This is a genomic window from Mycobacterium sp. UM_Kg1, assembly GCF_000972925.1.
GTDB lineage: Bacteria > Actinomycetota > Actinomycetes > Mycobacteriales > Mycobacteriaceae > Mycobacterium > Mycobacterium hiberniae.
The window spans coordinates 1-16,995 of sequence record NZ_JRMK01000098.1; the positions used below are offsets into that span (position 1 = coordinate 1).

Genomic DNA, 16,995 nt, shown 5'->3' on the forward strand with positions numbered 1-16,995 from the left:
CTCGTTCCTCGCGGCGCATCGTCAGTGGCCGGGTTGTGGGGCCGCTTCCTCCTCGCCGCTCGTTCCTCGCGGCGCATCGTCAGTGGCCGCGGGCCACCCACTCGTCGTAATGGACCAGTTCGTCACCGATGCGGGTGCTGTCGCCGTGCCCGGTGTAGACCACGGTGTCGGCGGGCAGCTTGCCGAGCCGCCCGGAGATCGACTCCAGAATCGTCGGGAAGTCCGAGAACGAGCGGCCGGTCGCGCCCGGCCCGCCGCAGAACAGGGTGTCGCCGCTGAACACCGCACCGGCCTCCGGTGCATGCCAGCACACCGAGCCCGGCGAGTGCCCGGGGGTGTGCAGGGCCCGCAGCTCCAGTCCTCCGACGGTGAGGATGTCGCCGTCGGTCACGGCGCGAAAGTCGCTGTCCGGGTGGGTCATCTGCCACAGCATGTCGTCGCCGGGGTGCAGCAGTACCGGGGCGTCGAGGAGCCGGCTCAGTTCGGGAGCCACCGTGATGTGGTCGTTGTGGCCGTGCGTGCACACCACCGCCACCACGTTGCGCCCGGCGACGGCCTCGACGATCGGGGCCGCGTCGTGGGCGGCATCGAAGACCACCACATCGGAGTCGTCACCGACGATCCAGATGTTGTTGTCGACTTCCCAACTGCCGCCGTCTAGTTCGAAGGTGCCGTGGGTGACCACCCGCTGAATCGGGCTGCCGGCGGTCATAGCACCACGACCGACCGCAGCACCTCACCGCCGTGCATGCGGTGGAAGGCCTTCTCGACGTCGTCGAGTCCGATGCGCTCGGAGACGAACTTCTCCAGTGGCAGCCGGCCCTGCAGATAGAGGCTGATCAGGGTGGGGAAGTCACGTTCCGGCAGGCAGTCGCCGTACCACGAGGACTTCAGCGATCCGCCGCGGGAGAAGAAGTCGATCAGCGGCATCTCCAGGGTCATGTCCGGGGTGGGAACGCCTACCAGCACAACGGTTCCGGCAAGGTCGCGGGCGTAGAAAGCCTGCTTCCAGGTCTCGGGGCGGCCGACGGCGTCGATCACCACGTCGGCGCCGAAGCCTTCGGTGAGCTCCTGAATGGTCTCGACCGGGTCCTGGGTGCGGGCGTTGATGGTGTGCGTCGCGCCGAACTCACGCGCCCAGGTGAGCTTGGTGTCGTCGGTGTCGACGGCGATGATGCGCCGGGCGCCCACCAGTGCCGCGCCGGCGATGGCCGCGTCGCCCACACCGCCGCAGCCGATCACCGCCACGGTGTCGTCGCGGGTGACGCCGCCGGTGTTGACGGCGGCACCCAGGCCGGCCATCACGCCGCAGCCCAGCAGCCCCGCCACCGCGGGGTCGGCGCTGGGATCGACCTTGGTGCACTGCCCCTCGTGGACGAGGGTCTTGTCGGCGAATGCCCCGATCCCCAGCGCCGGCGTGAGCTCGGTGCCGTCGGTCAAGGTCATCGGACGCGAGGCGTTGAACGTGTCGAAGCACAGGTGCGGGCGGCCGCGCTTGCACGCCCGGCATTGTCCACACACCGCACGCCAGTTCAGGATCACGAAGTCGCCGGGGGCCACTGCGGTGACCTCCGATCCGACCGACTCGACGGTGCCGGAGGCCTCGTGGCCCAGCAGGAACGGGTAGCTGTCGTTGATGCCGCCGTCCCGGTAGGTCAGGTCGGTGTGGCACACCCCGCAGGCGGTGATCGCGACGACGACGTCGTGGGCGCCCGGGGAGGGGATGACGATGTCGGTCAGCTCGACCGGCTTGCCCTTTTCGCGGGAGATCACCCCGCGCACTGTCTGACTCATGGGCTCAACCTTATGTCGTCGCTTATGTGCCCGGTGCGCTGGCTTGCGCGGCCTGCGCGCCCGGGGCCGGGGTGCGGGTATCGGCCCGCAGGAAGCTTCCGGTGCGTTGCGTGCCGAGCACGCTGGTGGGCTGACCGTCGAGAACCACCGCGCGGCCGGACACCAGGACGGCGGTGACGGCTTCGTCGTTGCGGTTGACCATCCGCGACATCCCGCCATAGGGGGCGAAGGGCTCCTCGGCGTAGGCGTCGAGGGTGTCGTCCAGATGGGCGGGGTCGATCACCACGATGTCGGCGCGGTCGCCGACGCGCAGGTGGCCGGCGTCGATCCGGTACCAGTCGGCCAGTTCACCGGTCAGCCGGTGCACGGCCTGCTCGACCGACAGGAACGGCTGCCCGGCCTGCTGGGCGTCCAGCACGTGGCGCAGCAACCGCAGGCCCATGTTGTAGAACGCCATATTGCGCAGGTGCGCGCCGGCATCCGAGAAGCCCATCTGGATGCCGGGTTCGGCGGCGAGTCTCTTGAGCACCTCGGGGCGGTGGTTGGAGATCGTGGTGTGCCAGCGCAGTGCGGTTCCGTGCTCGAGCACCAGGTCGAGGAAGGCGTCGACCGGGTGCACGCCCCCACGGTCGATGCCGACCTGCCCGAAGGACTTTCCGACCACCGAGGTATCGGGACATTCGACGATCTCCGCGTCGAAGAAGTCGCGGTGCCAGACCCGCGGCCCGTACTTGCTGTCGTAGTCCTTGCGGAAGCGGCGCCGGTAGGACTCGTCGCGCATCAGGGTGTCCCGCTCGAGCGACTCCCGCAGGTGCAGCGCCTCGGCGCCCGCCCCGAACTCCTCGAAGATCACCAGATCGATGCCGTCGGCGTAGACCTCGAACGGCACCGGCAGGTGCTGCCAGCGGAAATCGGCGCCCAGCTTCTTCAGGATGCGCGATGTCTTGATGATGGTCGGAATCGCCAGGCGGTTGCTCTTGACGTCGGCCGCGGCCAGCAGAGTGGTCTTGAGCGGCCGGCGGAAGATCCCCAGGGACTGGGCCACCTGCGACACCACGTCGAACGGGTTCTTGACGTCCGGGCCGGCCTGCAGAATGCGCCCCGCGCGGCGCAGCTTGGCCTTGAGCCGGCGCAGTTCCCTGGGCTTGGCGTAGGTCGAGGGCAGCGTGCGCGAGCGGCAGACGTCGCCGTCCATCTTGTCGAAAAGCAACTGCTGGGAAGACATCCCGACGAATCCCGCCTGCAACGCCTCGTCGAGCATCTGTTCCATGCGGGCCTGCTCGGAGGCCGTGGGCCGAGCGTCGGCGCGGGTGGCGCGGTCCAGTCCCATGGTTGCGGCGCGCATGTCGGAATGTCCGATGAGCGCCGTGACATTGGGGCCGAGCGGCAGCTGCTCGAGGCCGGCGATGTAGTCTTCACAACTCGACCAGGTCTTGTGCGTATCGATGGTGTCGACCACGTACTGGCGCGGGATGGCCTCCACCCGGCCGAACAGGTCCCCGGCGTCGGGGCCGTCGACATGGATGGTCGACAGCGAGCACGATCCGACCAGCACGGTGGTGACGCCGTGCCGTACCGACTCCGACAGCGAGGGACTCAGCAGTATCTCGACGTCGTAGTGGGTGTGGATGTCGAGCAGCCCGGGCAGCACCCATTTGCCGGCCGCGTCGATCACCTGGCTGCAGCCCGCCTCGTCGAGTGGTTCGGCGGAGATGGCGGCGACGTGCCCCTCGCAGATACCGATATTGCGGATCGCCGACGGTGCGCCGGTGCCGTCGAACCACCGACCGCCCCGAATCACGATGTCAAAACTCACAGGTGTTTCCTTTCCGACCGATGCCGCTCCCAGCATGGCCTGCAACGCCGGCGAAGTCTCGACATCTGCCGACATTTCTCCGCACCGCCCGGCTGCGTCGCCGCCGCGGAGTCGCCCGGCCTCGCCGCTGTGCCTAGGCTGACTGCCGATGCCCGCCGCACACGATCCCCTCGCCGCCCTTGCCGACTGGCCGGTCGGCCATGCGGCCGCCGCCGTCGTCGCCCCCTCGGGGGTGCTGGCCACCCACGGGGACATCGCCCGGCCGTTCTACCTCGCCTCGGTGACCAAGCCCCTGGTGGCGCGGGCGGTGCAGGTCGCCGTGGAGGAGGGGGCGGTGGAACTGGACACCCCGGCCGGGCCGCCGGGCGCCACGGTGCGGCATCTGCTGGCGCACGCCTCGGGGCTCGCGCCGGACTCCGACCGGGTCCTGGCCAAGCCCGGCACCCGGCGGGTGTACTCCAATCACGGGTTCGCGGTGCTGGCCGGCGCCGTGCAGCGGGCGGCTGGAATCGAGTTCGGCCGCTATCTGAGCGAGGCGGTGTTCGAACCGCTGGGCATGACGGCCAGCCGGTTGGACGGGGGAGCGGCGGCCGCCGGCTACGGGGGCACCTCCACCGTCGCCGACCTTGCCGCCTTTGCCGGCGACCTGCTGAGGCCGATCACCGTGTCGCCGCAGATGCACGCCGAGGCCACCCGCGTGCAGTTCCCCGGCCTGGACGGCGTGCTGCCGGGCTACGGGCCGCAGCGGCCGAACGACTGGGGGCTGGGCTTCGAGATCCGCGACGGCAAGACACCGCACTGGACCGGGGCCGCCAACTCGCCGCGCACCTTCGGTCACTTCGGGCAGTCGGGCACCCTGATCTGGGTCGATCCGGCGATTGAGCGGGCGCTGGTGGTGCTCACCGACCGCGACTTCGGGGACTGGGTCACCGGGCGCTGGCCGGCGGTGTCCGACGCCGTGGTGGCAGCCTACGGCCGGGACTAGCCAACAGGCGTCACACAAGGCACAATAGACACATACAACACTAAATACTCAGCTGCATCACCGCTCGGTTCGGTCCGCCAGGTCGTTGGGGAAGACGTCCCTCGTGGAGCCGAAGGAGCAATTGATGCGCGCGACGAATCAATTCGCCGACGTGACCAGCGGCGTGGTGTACATCCACGCCTCGCCCGCGGCGGTGTGCCCGCATGTCGAGTGGGCGTTGACCTCGGCGTTGGGTGCTCGCAACGGTCAGGCGAAGCTCAACTGGACGCCGCAGCCGGCCATGCCCGGACAACTGCGCGCCGTGGTCAATTGGGTCGGCCCGGTGGGCACCGGCGCTGCCCTGGCCAGCGCCCTGCGCTCCTGGTCGGTGTTGCGTTTCGAGGTCACCGAAGACCCCAGTGCCGGAGTGGACGGCCAGCGCTTCAGTCACACCCCGCAGCTCGGTCTGTGGAGCGGCACGATGAGCGCCAACGGCGACGTGATGGTCGGGGAGAACCGGCTGCGCGCACTGATGGCCGGCGGCGCCGACAAGCTGGCAGCGGATCTGGAAACGGTGCTGGGCACCGCCTGGGACGAGGCCCTGGAGCCCTACCGGGACGGCGGCGATGCCGCGGAGGTCTCCTGGCTGAGCCGCGGCGTCGGCTGAGCGAGGACCCTCGGCAGGCTGGGCGCCCGGGCGGCGAGCTAGGGGGCCGGGCGCAGAATCGCCAACGCAGCCGGCACCGCCGACACCGTAACCGGCAGCGGGCCCACATAGTCGCCGTCGGCGTAGGCGTTGATGCCGGGGCACTCCACGCGCACCGATGCGGCCCGCCGGGTGCTCACCTCGTCGAGATCCACGTGGGTGCCCTTGAACACGGTCGGGAACAGCCGGATCAGCTTGGTCCGCGAGCCTGAGTGGACCATGGTGACGTCCAGCAGACCGTCGGCGTGGTCGGCGCCCGGGCAGATCAACATGCCGCCGCCGTAGCTGCGCGTGTTGCCGAATGCCGCCAGGGTCAGCGCCACGTCCACGGGATCGTCGTCGTCGAACGTCAACCGGAACGGCAGCAGGCGCAGCTGCGAGATCTCGGCCACCATGGCCAGGTTGTAGCGCATGCGCCCGTGCGGCCAGCGCATCCGGTTGACGCGGTCGCTCACCAGTGAATCGAAACCGGCCGCCATCACCGTGCCGAACCAGCTCACCGAACCGTCGTCGTGGGCGACGCGGCCCAGGTCGACGGTCTCGGCCCAGCCCTGGGCCACCACGTCCGCGGCCGCCTCGGGATCGCCGGTGGGCAGGCCGTACTCGCGCGCGTGATCGTTGCCGGTGCCCGCGGGGATGATCCCCAACGGCACGTCGCCGCCGGCCAGCGACTGCAGCGCCAGCGAGATCACGCCGTCACCGCCGGCCACCACCACGGCGTCGGTGCCGCCGGCCAGCGCATCGTCGAGCAACCGCCGCGCGTGGGCGGGGTCGGACCCGACGAGGTGCGCCACGTCGATGCCGCGCCGCTGGAACTGCGCCAGCGCCCGCTCGGCGGCATGCCGGGCGTTGCCGTGTCCGGCTGCCGGGTTGGTCAGCAGTGTGACCCGGTGGATCTCGCGGTTCATCGGGCCCCGCACCTCCTCGTCGCTGCGCATCGCATCGTCGCGGCGCGGTATCACGGAATGAGTTTGCCCGGGTTGAGGATTCCGGCCGGATCCAAGGTGTCTTTGACGGCTCGCAGCACGTGCACTCCCAGCTCGCCCACCTCGTCGCGCATCCACGGCCGATGATCGGCGCCGACGGCGTGGTGGTGGGTGATGGTTCCGCCGGTACGCATGATCGCCTCTGCTGCAGCGGCTTTCGCGGCGCGCCATTGTTCGATGGGGTTGCCGCGCTGACCGGCGACCACCGTGAAGTACAGCGACGCGCCGGTCGGGTAGACGTGCGAGATGTGGCAGAGCACCAGCGCGGGTGTCCCGCTGTCGCCCAGTGCGGTGCTCAGCGCCTCGGTCACCGCTTCCTTGAGGGCGGGCACACCGGCCCAGTCGGTGGCGGTCTCCAGGGTTTCGCAGAGCGCGCCGGCGGCCAGCAGGGCGTCGCGCAGGTAGGGCGCGGAGAACCGCCCGTGCTCCCAGGCGCGTGCCGGTTCTTCGCCCAAGGACGTGCCGCCGTGCGCGGCCAGCAGGGCCCGGGTTTCGGAGTGCCGGCTCTCGGTGTGCTCGGCGGTTCCCTCGAACAGCGTGATCGCCAGGCAGCCGCCGGTGATCTGCTGCTCGCCGATCTGCTCGGTGGTGGCCAGGTTCACCCCCGTCTCGGCTTCGTCGGACAACCGGATGACGGTCGGGCCGGTACCGGTCTGGGTGACCGCGCGCAGGGCCGCGGCACCGGTGGCGAAGTCCGGAAACGACCACGCCTCATAGCGGGTGGTCGCGGGCACCGGGTGAACCCGCACCCGCACCCGGGTGATGAGCCCGAACGTGCCCTCGGATCCCAGCAGCAGTTGACGCAGGTCCGGGCCGGCGGCCGAGGCCGGGGCGCGGCCCAGGTCCAGCACTCCGGCCGGCGTGATCATGCGCATCCCACGCACCATGTCGTCGAAGCGGCCGTACCCGGCCGAGTCCTGGCCCGAGGAACGGGTGGCGGCGAAACCGCCCAGGGTGGCGAACTGGAAGCTCTGGGGGAAGTGGCCCAGCGAGAAGCTGTGTGCCCCGAGCAGTCGTTCGGCGTCCGGACCGGTGACGCCGGCGCCCAACTCCGCCTCGCCGGACACCTCATCGAGGTGCAGCAGTTGGTCGAAGCGGCGCAGGTCCACGCAGACCACGGCCGCGAAGTCTCCGCGAATGGGATCCAGGCCCCCGACCACGCTGGTTCCGCCGCCGAAGGGGACGACCGCGATACCGCGCCGGCTGCACAGGTCCAAAATGGCGGCAACTTGGTCTTCGCCATCGGGGCCGCCGGGCAACAGCACCGCGTCGGGCGCATCTTGGGGTCCGGAACCGTTGCGCCGCAGCAGGTCCAGGGTGGATTTGCCGCCGGCGTGCAGCAGCCGGGCGGTATGGTCGGTGCGGCAGAACTCGGCTCCGACGATCGCGGCCAGGTCCGCGTGGTCGGCGACGGACAATGCCGAGGGTGTCAGCGGCACCTGCGCCGGATCGGCTTCCGGTGCGCTGGTGCCCTCGACGCCGAGCGCCGCCTTGAGCAGGTTGCGGATGCCGTCGGACAGCGGCTTGGCCGCGGCGGGATCGCCCCAGGCGTTCCATTTCATCGGCGGGGTCAGGGCGTCCTGGGCATCGGCCGGCGTCATGCGTTACAGTATTACATATGGTGTCAACCAGTAATGACGATCAGGAGGAAGTCGGGGAGCGGATCCTGCACGCCGCCGCGGACTGCCTGCTGGCGCTCGGTGTCGAGCGGGTCACGCTGGCGGCCATTGCGCGTCGGGCCGGGGTGAGCCGTCCCACCGTCTACCGGCGCTGGCCGGACAGCCGCTCGGTGATCGCCGCGCTGCTGACCACGCGGGTCACCGCGGCCTGGACGGAACTGGCCGCCGCCCTACCGGGAACCGGCCGCGAGGCGCTGGTCGGGCGGATCGTGGCGACCGCCGACCGGCTGCGCCACGACGAGGTGGTGATGCAGGTGCTGCACCACGCACCCGATCTGGCGATGGTCTACATTGCCCAGCGGATGGGGGCCAGTCAGCGGCGGCTGATCGACCTGGTGGCCGCAGAGCTGAGCGCCGCGCAGAGCACCGGCAGCGTACGCGCGGGGGACCCGCGCCGGCTCGCCGCGATGTGTCTGCTGATCACCCAGTCGGCCATCCAGTCCGCGCAGCTCGTTGCGCCGATCCTGGACGAGGCCGCGCTCTCCGCCGAACTGGCCTACACCCTGGACAGGTACCTCTCGTGATGTTTTCCACCGCCGCACTCAACGCCGCCCGGCGCACCGCCGAACTCACCGCGCTGGCCGACGGCCCGCCGGTCGACGTCGTCGTGATCGGCGGGGGCATCACCGGTGCCGGCATCGCCCTAGACGCGGCCGCCCGGGGACTGCGGGTGGTGTGTGTGGACAAGCACGACCTGGCGTTCGGCACCAGCAGGTGGAGCTCCAAGCTGGTGCACGGCGGACTGCGCTACCTGGCCACCGGCAACGTGGGCATCGCGCGGCGCAGTGCCGTCGAACGCGGAATCCTGATGACCCGCACCGCGCCCCACCTGGTACGGGCGATGCCGCAACTGGTGCCGCTGCTGACAGCCATGCGCCCGCGCGACCGGGCCCTGGTCCGCACCGGGTTCCTCGCCGGCGACGCCCTGCGCCGCCTGGCCGGTACCCCGGCGACGGTGCTGCCCCGTTCGCGGCGGATCTCCCCGGCGCAGGTCGCCGAACTGGCGCCCACGGTGCGCCGCGACGGCCTCGACGGCGGCCTGCTGGCCTACGACGGGCAACTGATCGACGACGCACGGCTGGTCGCGGCGGTGGCGCGCACCGCGGCCCAGCACGGCGCGGCCATCTTGACCTATGTGGCGGCCTCGCACGCCACCGGCGACACCGTCACGCTGACCGACCAGTTCTCCGGGGAGTCGTTGCAGGTGTCCGCCCGGGCCGTCATCAACGCCACCGGAGTGTGGGCCGCCGACATCGACCCCGCCCTGCGGCTGCGGCCCAGCCGCGGCACCCACCTGGTGTTCGACGCGGCGGCGTTCGGCAACCCGGCCGCCGCGCTGACGGTGCCGATCCCCGGGGAACTCAACCGGTTCGTGTTCGCCATGCCCGAGCAGCTCGGCCGGGTATACCTCGGTCTCACCGACGAGGAAGCTCCCGGGCCCATCCCCGACGTCCCGCAGCCGACTGCGGCCGAAGTCGCTTTCCTGCTGGACACGGTCAACACCGCGCTGGGGACCGCGCTGGACGCCGGCGCCGTGCGCGGCGCCTACGCCGGGCTGCGGCCGCTGATCGACACCGGATCAGGGCGTACCGCCGACGTCTCGCGCAACCACGCCGTGGTGGAATCCGACAGCGGGGTGTTCAGCGTGATCGGCGGCAAGCTCACCGAATACCGGCACATGGCGCAAGACGTGCTGGACCGCGCCGTGCGGCAGCGGGCATTGGCTGCCGCGCCGTGCCGCACGCGCGACCTGCCGTTGATCGGCGCGCCGCGCAACCCCGGATCGCCGGTGCCGCCGGCCGGCCTGCCCGCGTCGCTGGTCTTGCGATACGGCGCCGAGGCGGCCAATGTGCTGGGCGCCGCCACCTGCCGGCGGCCGGACGAACCGGTGGCCGAGGGGATCGACGTGCTCCGCGCGGAATTCGAATACGCGGTCAGTCACGAGGGCGCGCTGACCGTGGCCGACATCGTGGACCGCCGCACCCGGATCGGGCTGGTGGCCCGAGACCGGGATCGGGTGCTCGACGTCGCCCGGGAATTCGTGAGCGACTAGAGCGGGATGTTCTTGTGGCGGCCGCGGCGGGCGGGCGCCTCGGCCAGCGCCTGAGTGATCTTGCCGCGGGTGTGGGACGGGTCGATCTTCTCGTCGACCACGCCGATGTCGATGGCGCTGTCCACTCCGCCGGCGATCCGCTCGTGCTCGGCGGCCAGCTCTTCGTGCAGCGCCTCGCGCTCGTCGTCGGGCGCGGCGGCCAGCTTCTTCTTGTGCAGGATGCCCACGGCGGCCTTGGCGCCCATCACCGCGACCTCGGCGTCCGGCCAGGCGAAGACCTTGGTGGCGCCCAACGACCGCGAGTTCATCGCGATGTAGGCCCCGCCGTAGGTCTTGCGGGTGACCAGCGTGACGCGGGGGACGGTGGCCTCGCCGAACGCGTGCAGCAGCTTGGCGCCGCGGCGCACCACGCCGCCCCATTCCTGCCCGACCCCGGGCAGGTAGCCCGGCACGTCGACGATCACGATCAGCGGAATGCCGAATGCGTCGCACAGCCGCACGAAGCGTGCCGCCTTCTCCGCGCTTTCGGAGTTCAGGCAGCCGCCCAGCCGCAGCGGGTTGTTGGCCAGCACGCCGACCGTGCGGCCCGAGAGCCGGCCCAGCCCGACCACCATCGACGGCGCCCATTTGGCCTGGAACTCGTCGAAGGGGGCGTCGGAGTCGAGCAGCCCGAGCACCAGCGGGTGCACGTCATAGGCGCGGCGCGCGGACTCCGGCAGCAGCGCGTGCAGGTCGATCTCGCCCGCCTCGGCCTTGTTGCGGTCGAAATGACCCTGCTGGCAGAACAACCCCACCAGGCGGCGGCCACGCTCGTAGGCGTCCAGCTCGTCGTCGGCGACGATGTGGCACACCCCGGACTTCTTGTGGTGGGTGTCGGGGCCGCCGAGGGCGGCCATGTCGACGTCCTCGCCGGTGACGCTGCGCACCACATCGGGGCCGGTGACGAACACCCGGCCTTCCGGCGCCATCACGATGACATCGGTCAGCGCCGGACCGTAGGCGGCGCCGCCGGCGGCGAAACCGACCACCACCGAGATCTGCGGGACGAACCCCGAGGCCCGGATCATGGCCTCGAAAACCCGCCCCACCGCGTGCAGGGCTCGCACGCCCTCGGCCAGCCGGGCGCCGCCGGAGTGCCACAGCCCCACGATGGGGCTCTGCTCGGCGATCGCGGTGTCGTAGGCGTTGACGATGTGGTCGCAGCCCTCGATGCCCATCGCACCGCCCATCACGGTGCCGTCGGTGCAGAACGCGATGGTGCGCACCCCGTTGACGGTGCCTCCGGCGGCCAGCACCCCGGAGCGGTCACGCTCGTGCAGCAACTCCACGGTGCCGTCGTCGAAGAACGTCGACAGACGCAACAGGGGATCGCGCGGGTCGAGCGATTCGCCCACCGTATCGGGAGCCATGGTCGTCATCGCGCCTCTCCTTGCATTATTTGATCGCGGGTGTGCCTTCGGCCGGTCAGTACCGGCCGAAGACGATGGCGACGTTGTGTCCGCCGAACCCGAACGAGTTGTTGATCGCGTACTCGTAGTTGCCCGGCCGCGGTTCCCCGGACACCACGTCCAGGTCGATCTCCGGGTCGAGATTCTCCAAGTTACGCGTCGGCGGGATGACCTGGTCACGCAAGGCCATCACCGTCAGGATGGATTCGACCGCGCCCACCGCCCCCACCGAGTGGCCCAGTGCCGCCTTGGGCGCGTACACCGCGGCGTTGCCGCCGTGCGGCCCCAGGGCGAGGTTGATGGCGTGGCCTTCTGCCACGTCGCCCGCCGAGGTTCCGGTGGCATGGGCGTTGACGTGGCTGATGTCGCCGGGAGTCAGGCCGCCGATCTGGATGGCCCGCGTCATCGCCCGGCCGGCGGACTGGCCGTCGGGGTCCGGCGCGACGATGTGGTAGCCGTCCGAGGTGATCGACGCACCCATGATCCGGGCGATGATGTTGGCGCCGCGCGCCTTGGCGTGCTCCTCGGTCTCGATCACCATCAGCGCGCCGCCCTCGCCGAACACGAACCCGCTACGGTCGCGGTCGAAGGGCCGACAGGCCCCCTCCGGGTCGTCGTTGTTGGTGGACAGCACGATGCGCATCTGGGCGAACCCGGCGATCGGCACCGCCTCGATCCGGGTCTCCACGCCGCCGCAGATCGCCATGTCGGCTTCGCCGAGCACGATCTGCTGCCAGGCGTGCGCAATACCCTCGGAACCGGATGCACAGGCCGAGACCGGGGTGATCACCCCGGCTTTGGCCTGGCGGTCCAGCCCGACGGTAGCGGCCGCACCGTTGGGCATGTACTTCTGCACGACCAACGGTGAGACCGCCTTGAGGCCGCGCTCGCGCATCCCGTCATAGGCCCAGACGAGTTCCTCGCTAGAGCCCATCCCGGTGCCGATGGACACCATGAGGCGCCGGGTGTCGACCTCGGGTGAGCCGGCGTGCTCCCAGGCACGCCGGCTCAGCGCCAAAGCCATCTTCTGCAGGTAGGAAAGCCGACGCAGTTCCGTCCGACTCAACCCCTCGTCGAAGCACTCCGGGGTCTCGATGAGATGCCCGCCGATACGAACCGGCAGGTCATACTCCTCGACGAACGAGTCGGTGAGCTTGCGAATGCCGCTTTGACCGTCCAGCAGCTTCTTCCAGGTTTCCTCCCCGTCCGCTGCCAATGCCGTCGTCATGGCGAAGCCGGTGACGACGACGTTGGGGAGACCCTTTCCCGTTGCCAGCGTTGACATGGCTGTTGCGAACTTCCCTCTCTCGGTACTGCTGCTCTAGTACCGCCCAAAGGCGAGCGCGACGTTGTGCCCACCGAAACCGAATGAGTTGTTGATGGCGTAGGAGTACTCGCCGTAACGAGGTGCCCCGGCCACAACGTCGAGGTTGATCTCCGGGTCCGGTGTCTCGTAGTTCAGCGTCGGCGGGATGACCCCGTCACGCAGCGTGAGCACCGTGAGTACGGACTCCAGCGCACCGACCGCTCCGATGGAGTGGCCCAGCGCCGACTTGGGTGCGTAGACCGCGGCGTGCTCGCATCCGGCTACCCGGATGGCGTTCGCCTCGGCGGTGTCGCCGATCGGGGTGGCTGTTCCGTGCGCGTTGATGTGGTCGACGTCCTTGGGGGACAGGCCCGCCAATTCCAGCGCCCGGGTCATCGCACGGCCGGCCCGCTTGCCGTCGGGGCCGGGAGCCACCATGTGGTAGGCGTCGGAGGTGATCCCGGCGCCCATCAGCCTGGCCAGCGGCTTGGCGCCACGTGCCTTGGCGTGCTCTTCGGTCTCGATGATCATCAGCGCACCGGCTTCACCGAACACGAAGCCGTCCCGGTCCTTGTCGAAGGGCCGCGACGCACCCTCGGGGTCGTCGTTACGGGTCGACATCGCGCGCATCATCGAGAACGTCGCGATCGGCAACGCCTCGATGCCGCCTTCGACACCGCCGCAGACCGCGAAGTCCGCGTCGCCCATGACGATCTGGCGCCACGCGTGCGCGATCGCCTCCGAACCCGAGGAGCAGGCCGACACCGGGGTGATGACCCCGGCGCGAGCGCCGAGCTGAAGGCCGACCACGGCCGCCGCACCGTTGGGCATGATCATCTGAACGGCCAGCGGCGACACCTTGCGGGGGCCGCCCTCGTTCATCAGGTCATAGGTCTCGACGATCTTCTCGCCGCCGCCCAGTCCGGTGCCGACGACGACGGTGAATCGGTCGGGGTCGACCTCCGGGGATCCGGCGTTCTCCCACAACCGCCCGGCGAGCAGCTTGGCCATCCGCTGGACGTACGACATCCGTCGCAGGTCCAGCCGGCCCATGTGGTCGTCGACCGGGTCCTTGAGGTGTCCGCCGATCTTGACCGGCAGATCCCACTTGGAGACGAAGTCGTCCTCAAGCACGTGGATGCCGCTCTCACCGGCGAGCAGGCCCTTCCACGTGCTCTCGATGTCCCCGCTGATTGAAGTGGTGGCCTCAACGGCGGTTACCACGACATTCGGGTAACCGCCGTTGGCCGTAGAAGGCTGCGAGGACACGATTAGCTCTCGGAACCGAACTTCTCGCGCAGCGCGGCGGCAGCCTCGGGGTTCTCGGCCTCGAGCTTCTGGATGTACGCCACCACGTCACCGACGGTGCGCAGACCGGCGAGGTCCTCGTCCGGGATCTTCACGCCGTACTTGTCTTCGGTCTGCACGGCGATCTCCACCATCGACAGCGAGTCGATGTCCAGGTCGTCGACGAAGGACTTCTCGACGGTGACCTCGCTCGGCTCGATACCGGTCACCTCTTCGATGATCTCGGCGAGACCGGCGATGATTTCTTCCTGGCTGGCAGCCACTGTGATTCCCTTCGGTTGGATCCGCACGGGGGTGTGCGGGTTGATTACTGCGTATCTGGTTGTGCAGCTTTTGGAGCGGGCGTCAGAACTCGGGCAGCCCGTCCAGATCTGCGGGGGACTTGACGGCGTGCGTCGGCGTCCCCCGAAGTTCGCGCTTGGCGATACCGGCCAGCGTGCCGGCGGGCGGAAACTCCACGATTGCCGTGACCTCACGGGCGCGGAGCGTCTCGGTGCACAGGTCCCAGCGCACCGGGCGGGTCAGCTGGGCGACCAGGTACTCCATCGCCTGGGCCGCGGACGTCACCGGCTGCCCGTCGCGGTTGGACAGCAGGGTGGCGGTGGGCTCGGAGGTGCTGACCTGTTCGGCGGCGGCGGCGTAGGCCTCCAGGGCCGGTGCCATGTACTGGGTGTGGAACGCCCCTGCGGTGGCCAGCTTGCGGACCCGGGCCTTGGCGGGCGGGTCTTCGGCGAGCTTGTCCAGCGCGGTCAGCGGCCCGGCCGCCACGATCTGCCCGACGGCGTTGCGGTTGGCCGGGGTCAGGTCGAGCTGTTCGAGGAGGGTCAGCACCTCGGCCTCGTCGCCGCCGAGCACCGCGGCCATGCCGGTCGGTTCCAGGGCGCAGGCCTTGGCCATTTCGCGACCGCGGGTGGCCGCCAGCATGACGGCGTCGTCGGGGGAGATGACGCCGGCGATGGCGTAGGCGGCGATCTCACCGACTGAGTGGCCGGCCACGATGACATTGCTGCCGGTGGGCCGGCGCGTGGTCAGCTCGGCGTAGGCCAGCAGAGTCGCCGCCACCACCAGCGGTTGGGTGACCGCCGTGTCGGTGATCTCCTCCGCGGTTGCGGTGGTGCCGAGCGTGACCAAGTCGAGGTCGCTGATCTGCGACCAGGCGGCCAACTGCGCGCGGGCAGCGTCAGCGCCGGGTCCCTCGAGCCACGGCGACAGCATGCCGGGGGTCTGAGATCCCTGTCCGGGAGCGAGCAACGCAATCACGTCTTTAAGAGAACATTGTGAAGCGCTGTTTGCAGGATGTCCTAGATTATGAACATTGTCTTATGTTTTTGTGGAGACCCTACAAAACTGCCGGTTGCTGCGATGTCATCGATACCGAAATGCGACAACGGTGCCCGCTGTGACGTTGCCGACGGTGGCCCGGGCGGCCAGATCACGTCTGGGGGCCGGTCTCCGCGGGCTCGGCGGTCTCGGCGACGGACGGCTGCTCGGGGGAGTAAGGCGTGGCGACGCTGCTGAAGCTGGCATGCTGCGCCTGATTGGCCAGCCGCCCGACCGTGGCGGCGACCCGCAGCACATAGGCGTCGCGCGGTACGGCCGGGTCGCGCCCGGTGAAGTCCGCGATTCGCTTGAGCCGGTAACGAACCGTGTTTGGATGAACGAACAACTTGCGCGCGCAGGCCTCGACCGCGCCGCCGCAGTCCAAAAAGGCGTCCAGCGTCTCGGTGAGCGTCGGCCCGGCCTCGGCCAGCGGCCGCATCACATCGGTGTGCAGCGCCGCGATCGCCGAGGCGTCGCCGATCAGGGCGCGCTCGGGAAGCAGTTCGCGCGCCAGCACCGGCCGGGGCGCCCCGGTCCAGCCCACCACGGCGTTCATCCCCGAAATCGCCTCACTGGCGCTGTGGTAGGCGGCGGTCAGCGACGGTGCGGTGGGGCCGATCACCACCGGGCCGTCGGAGAACGCGCCCAGCAGGTCGGCGAAGAACTTCTGGGTGGGCGACAGCGGCCCGGACACAATGGCCACCAGCCAGGTGCCGTGCACATCGGTCAGGGCCGCGCGGCCATGACGGCCGGCGATGTCGCGGATGTCCTGACTGGCCTTCTGTCCGGCGAACTCGTCCGGGCCGGGCGGTGCGGTGCCCACCACGACCGTGGCCGGAGCGGTGGTGTCCCAGTTCAGCGCGGCGGCTCGGCTCAACAACTCCGGGCCGGTGTCGCCGCGGACGACGGCGTCCACCACGCTGGCCTCCATCCGGGAATCCCACGTGCCCCGGGCCTCGGCGGCGTCGGCGTAGGCGGAGGCCGCCGTGAAGGCCAGGTCGCGGCTGTATTTGAGGATGCCCACGGTCAGTGCGGTCACCTGTTCCTCGGAGCGGGCCAGCAGCGGCACGACCTCTTCGAAGAACTCCATGGTGACCCGCACCATGTCCACGGTGTGCCGCAGCGCGATGTGGCGCGTCAGGTCCTGGGGCACCAACTCGAACGCCTGCGCGGTATGGCTGACGTTGCCGTGCGGGTTGCGCATCCACTCGGCGAAGTTGACCACCGCGGTCTGCACCACCAGGGCCACACTGGCCCGCTGGGCGGCCTCCAGATCGGCGAAGAACGGCAGCCGCTCGCCCATCATCGACACCGCCTCGGTGGCCAGCCGGCCCGAGTAGTGCTTGAGGCGGCGCAGCAGGGTGTCCGGGACGGCGCTCAGCAGGTCCAGGGTGGAGCCCGGCAGGGCCGGAGCGTCCGGACTGGCCGCGGTGGCGTTGTCAACCATCCCTAAAAGCTACGCCTGATTTCTGGCTACTTTCGACAACAGGTTCAGGCGACCCCGGGATCCGACGTCTGCTCCGGGGCGGCCAGCACGTCGTCGATCTGATAGCGCGCCGCCGCGGTGACCGCGACGGCGCGCTATCAGATCGACGACGTGCTGGCCGCCCCGGAG

15 protein-coding genes are annotated in these 16,995 nt (G+C 70.0%); 4 read left to right on the forward strand and 11 right to left on the reverse strand.

Annotated features, from left to right (window positions below; translation table 11 throughout):
• Positions 1–79: 79 nt before the first annotated feature.
• From LI92_RS15035 to LI92_RS15045, 3 genes are read right to left on the reverse strand one after another with little or no spacing between them, the layout of a single operon-like run.
• Complete coding sequence (locus LI92_RS15035; protein ID WP_046320187.1) at positions 80–712, reverse strand: MBL fold metallo-hydrolase; 633 nt, start codon at positions 710–712, stop codon at positions 80–82.
• Positions 709–1,794 (reverse strand): S-(hydroxymethyl)mycothiol dehydrogenase, encoded by a 1,086-nt coding sequence (locus LI92_RS15040; RefSeq protein ID WP_046320188.1) that lies wholly within the window; start codon positions 1,792–1,794, stop codon positions 709–711. Before LI92_RS15040 ends, LI92_RS15035 begins: the two co-directional genes overlap by 4 nt.
• A 22-nt stretch (positions 1,795–1,816) precedes the next feature.
• Positions 1,817–3,646, reverse strand: a complete 1,830-nt coding sequence (locus tag LI92_RS15045; protein WP_046320202.1) for an amidohydrolase family protein — start codon at positions 3,644–3,646, stop codon at positions 1,817–1,819.
• A 112-nt stretch (positions 3,647–3,758) separates the two neighbouring features.
• Between LI92_RS15045 and LI92_RS15050 the strand changes: the two genes are divergently transcribed.
• A complete protein-coding gene (locus LI92_RS15050; protein ID WP_046320189.1) occupies positions 3,759–4,595 on the forward strand; it encodes a serine hydrolase domain-containing protein in 837 nt (278 codons plus the stop codon).
• Between the two features lie 124 nt (positions 4,596–4,719).
• The gene (locus LI92_RS15055) at positions 4,720–5,241 is read left to right on the forward strand and encodes a DUF3145 domain-containing protein (protein WP_046320203.1); all 522 of its coding nucleotides are present in this window, start codon (positions 4,720–4,722) and stop codon (positions 5,239–5,241) included.
• A 38-nt stretch (positions 5,242–5,279) separates the two neighbouring features.
• Here LI92_RS15055 and LI92_RS15060 read toward each other — a convergent pair whose 3' ends face one another.
• Both LI92_RS15060 and LI92_RS15065 read right to left on the reverse strand, forming a co-directional pair.
• Complete coding sequence (locus LI92_RS15060) at positions 5,280–6,188, reverse strand: diacylglycerol kinase (protein ID WP_046320205.1); 909 nt, start codon at positions 6,186–6,188, stop codon at positions 5,280–5,282.
• Between the two features lie 50 nt (positions 6,189–6,238).
• Entirely contained in the window at positions 6,239–7,828 is a 1,590-nt protein-coding gene (locus tag LI92_RS15065) for an FAD-binding oxidoreductase (RefSeq protein ID WP_152665489.1), read from the reverse strand.
• A 56-nt stretch (positions 7,829–7,884) separates the two neighbouring features.
• Here LI92_RS15065 and LI92_RS15070 point away from each other — a divergent pair, with 56 nt between their 5' ends.
• Positions 7,885–8,469: a TetR/AcrR family transcriptional regulator gene (locus tag LI92_RS15070; protein WP_046320193.1), complete on the forward strand. Its 585-nt coding sequence runs from the start codon at positions 7,885–7,887 to the stop codon at positions 8,467–8,469.
• Positions 8,469–9,998 carry a glycerol-3-phosphate dehydrogenase/oxidase gene (locus tag LI92_RS15075; protein WP_046320194.1) on the forward strand — a complete coding sequence of 510 codons (1,530 nt, stop codon included), beginning with the start codon at positions 8,469–8,471 and terminating at the stop codon, positions 9,996–9,998. Before LI92_RS15070 ends, LI92_RS15075 begins: the two co-directional genes overlap by 1 nt.
• Here the strand turns inward: LI92_RS15075 and LI92_RS15080 are convergent.
• The 6 genes from LI92_RS15080 to LI92_RS15105 form a co-directional block, all read right to left on the reverse strand.
• The gene (locus LI92_RS15080; protein ID WP_046320195.1) at positions 9,995–11,416 is read right to left on the reverse strand and encodes an acyl-CoA carboxylase subunit beta; all 1,422 of its coding nucleotides are present in this window, start codon (positions 11,414–11,416) and stop codon (positions 9,995–9,997) included. The two genes, LI92_RS15075 and LI92_RS15080, sit on opposite strands and share 4 nt — an antisense overlap.
• A gap of 46 nt (positions 11,417–11,462) precedes the next feature.
• Entirely contained in the window at positions 11,463–12,731 is a 1,269-nt protein-coding gene (gene kasB / locus LI92_RS15085) for a 3-oxoacyl-ACP synthase KasB (protein ID WP_046320197.1), read from the reverse strand.
• Positions 12,732–12,767: 36 nt separating this feature from the next.
• Positions 12,768–14,021: a 3-oxoacyl-ACP synthase KasA gene (gene kasA, locus LI92_RS15090; RefSeq protein WP_046320198.1), complete on the reverse strand. Its 1,254-nt coding sequence runs from the start codon at positions 14,019–14,021 to the stop codon at positions 12,768–12,770.
• Between the two features lie 2 nt (positions 14,022–14,023).
• On the reverse strand, positions 14,024–14,323 hold the full coding sequence (gene acpM, locus LI92_RS15095; protein ID WP_046320207.1) for a meromycolate extension acyl carrier protein AcpM: 300 nt from the start codon (positions 14,321–14,323) through the stop codon (positions 14,024–14,026).
• Positions 14,324–14,405: 82 nt separating this feature from the next.
• Complete coding sequence (locus LI92_RS15100; protein WP_082109734.1) at positions 14,406–15,320, reverse strand: ACP S-malonyltransferase; 915 nt, start codon at positions 15,318–15,320, stop codon at positions 14,406–14,408.
• Between the two features lie 172 nt (positions 15,321–15,492).
• A complete protein-coding gene (locus LI92_RS15105; RefSeq protein WP_046320201.1) occupies positions 15,493–16,827 on the reverse strand; it encodes a PucR family transcriptional regulator in 1,335 nt (444 codons plus the stop codon).
• Positions 16,828–16,995: the final 168 nt, after the last annotated feature.

Coding starts and splice junctions, on each gene's coding strand:
- LI92_RS15035 (WP_046320187.1), bottom strand. CDS start 712: ATGACCGCCGGCAGCCCGATTCAGCGGGTGGTCACCCACGGCACCTTC.
- LI92_RS15040 (WP_046320188.1), bottom strand. CDS start 1,794: ATGAGTCAGACAGTGCGCGGGGTGATCTCCCGCGAAAAGGGCAAGCCG.
- LI92_RS15045 (WP_046320202.1), bottom strand. CDS start 3,646: ATGCTGGGAGCGGCATCGGTCGGAAAGGAAACACCTGTGAGTTTTGAC.
- LI92_RS15050 (WP_046320189.1), top strand. CDS start 3,759: ATGCCCGCCGCACACGATCCCCTCGCCGCCCTTGCCGACTGGCCGGTC.
- LI92_RS15055 (WP_046320203.1), top strand. CDS start 4,720: ATGCGCGCGACGAATCAATTCGCCGACGTGACCAGCGGCGTGGTGTAC.
- LI92_RS15060 (WP_046320205.1), bottom strand. CDS start 6,188: ATGAACCGCGAGATCCACCGGGTCACACTGCTGACCAACCCGGCAGCC.
- LI92_RS15065 (WP_152665489.1), bottom strand. CDS start 7,828: ATGAAATGGAACGCCTGGGGCGATCCCGCCGCGGCCAAGCCGCTGTCC.
- LI92_RS15070 (WP_046320193.1), top strand. CDS start 7,885: ATGGTGTCAACCAGTAATGACGATCAGGAGGAAGTCGGGGAGCGGATC.
- LI92_RS15075 (WP_046320194.1), top strand. CDS start 8,469: ATGTTTTCCACCGCCGCACTCAACGCCGCCCGGCGCACCGCCGAACTC.
- LI92_RS15080 (WP_046320195.1), bottom strand. CDS start 11,416: ATGACGACCATGGCTCCCGATACGGTGGGCGAATCGCTCGACCCGCGC.
- kasB (WP_046320197.1), bottom strand. CDS start 12,731: ATGTCAACGCTGGCAACGGGAAAGGGTCTCCCCAACGTCGTCGTCACC.
- LI92_RS15105 (WP_046320201.1), bottom strand. CDS start 16,827: ATGGTTGACAACGCCACCGCGGCCAGTCCGGACGCTCCGGCCCTGCCG.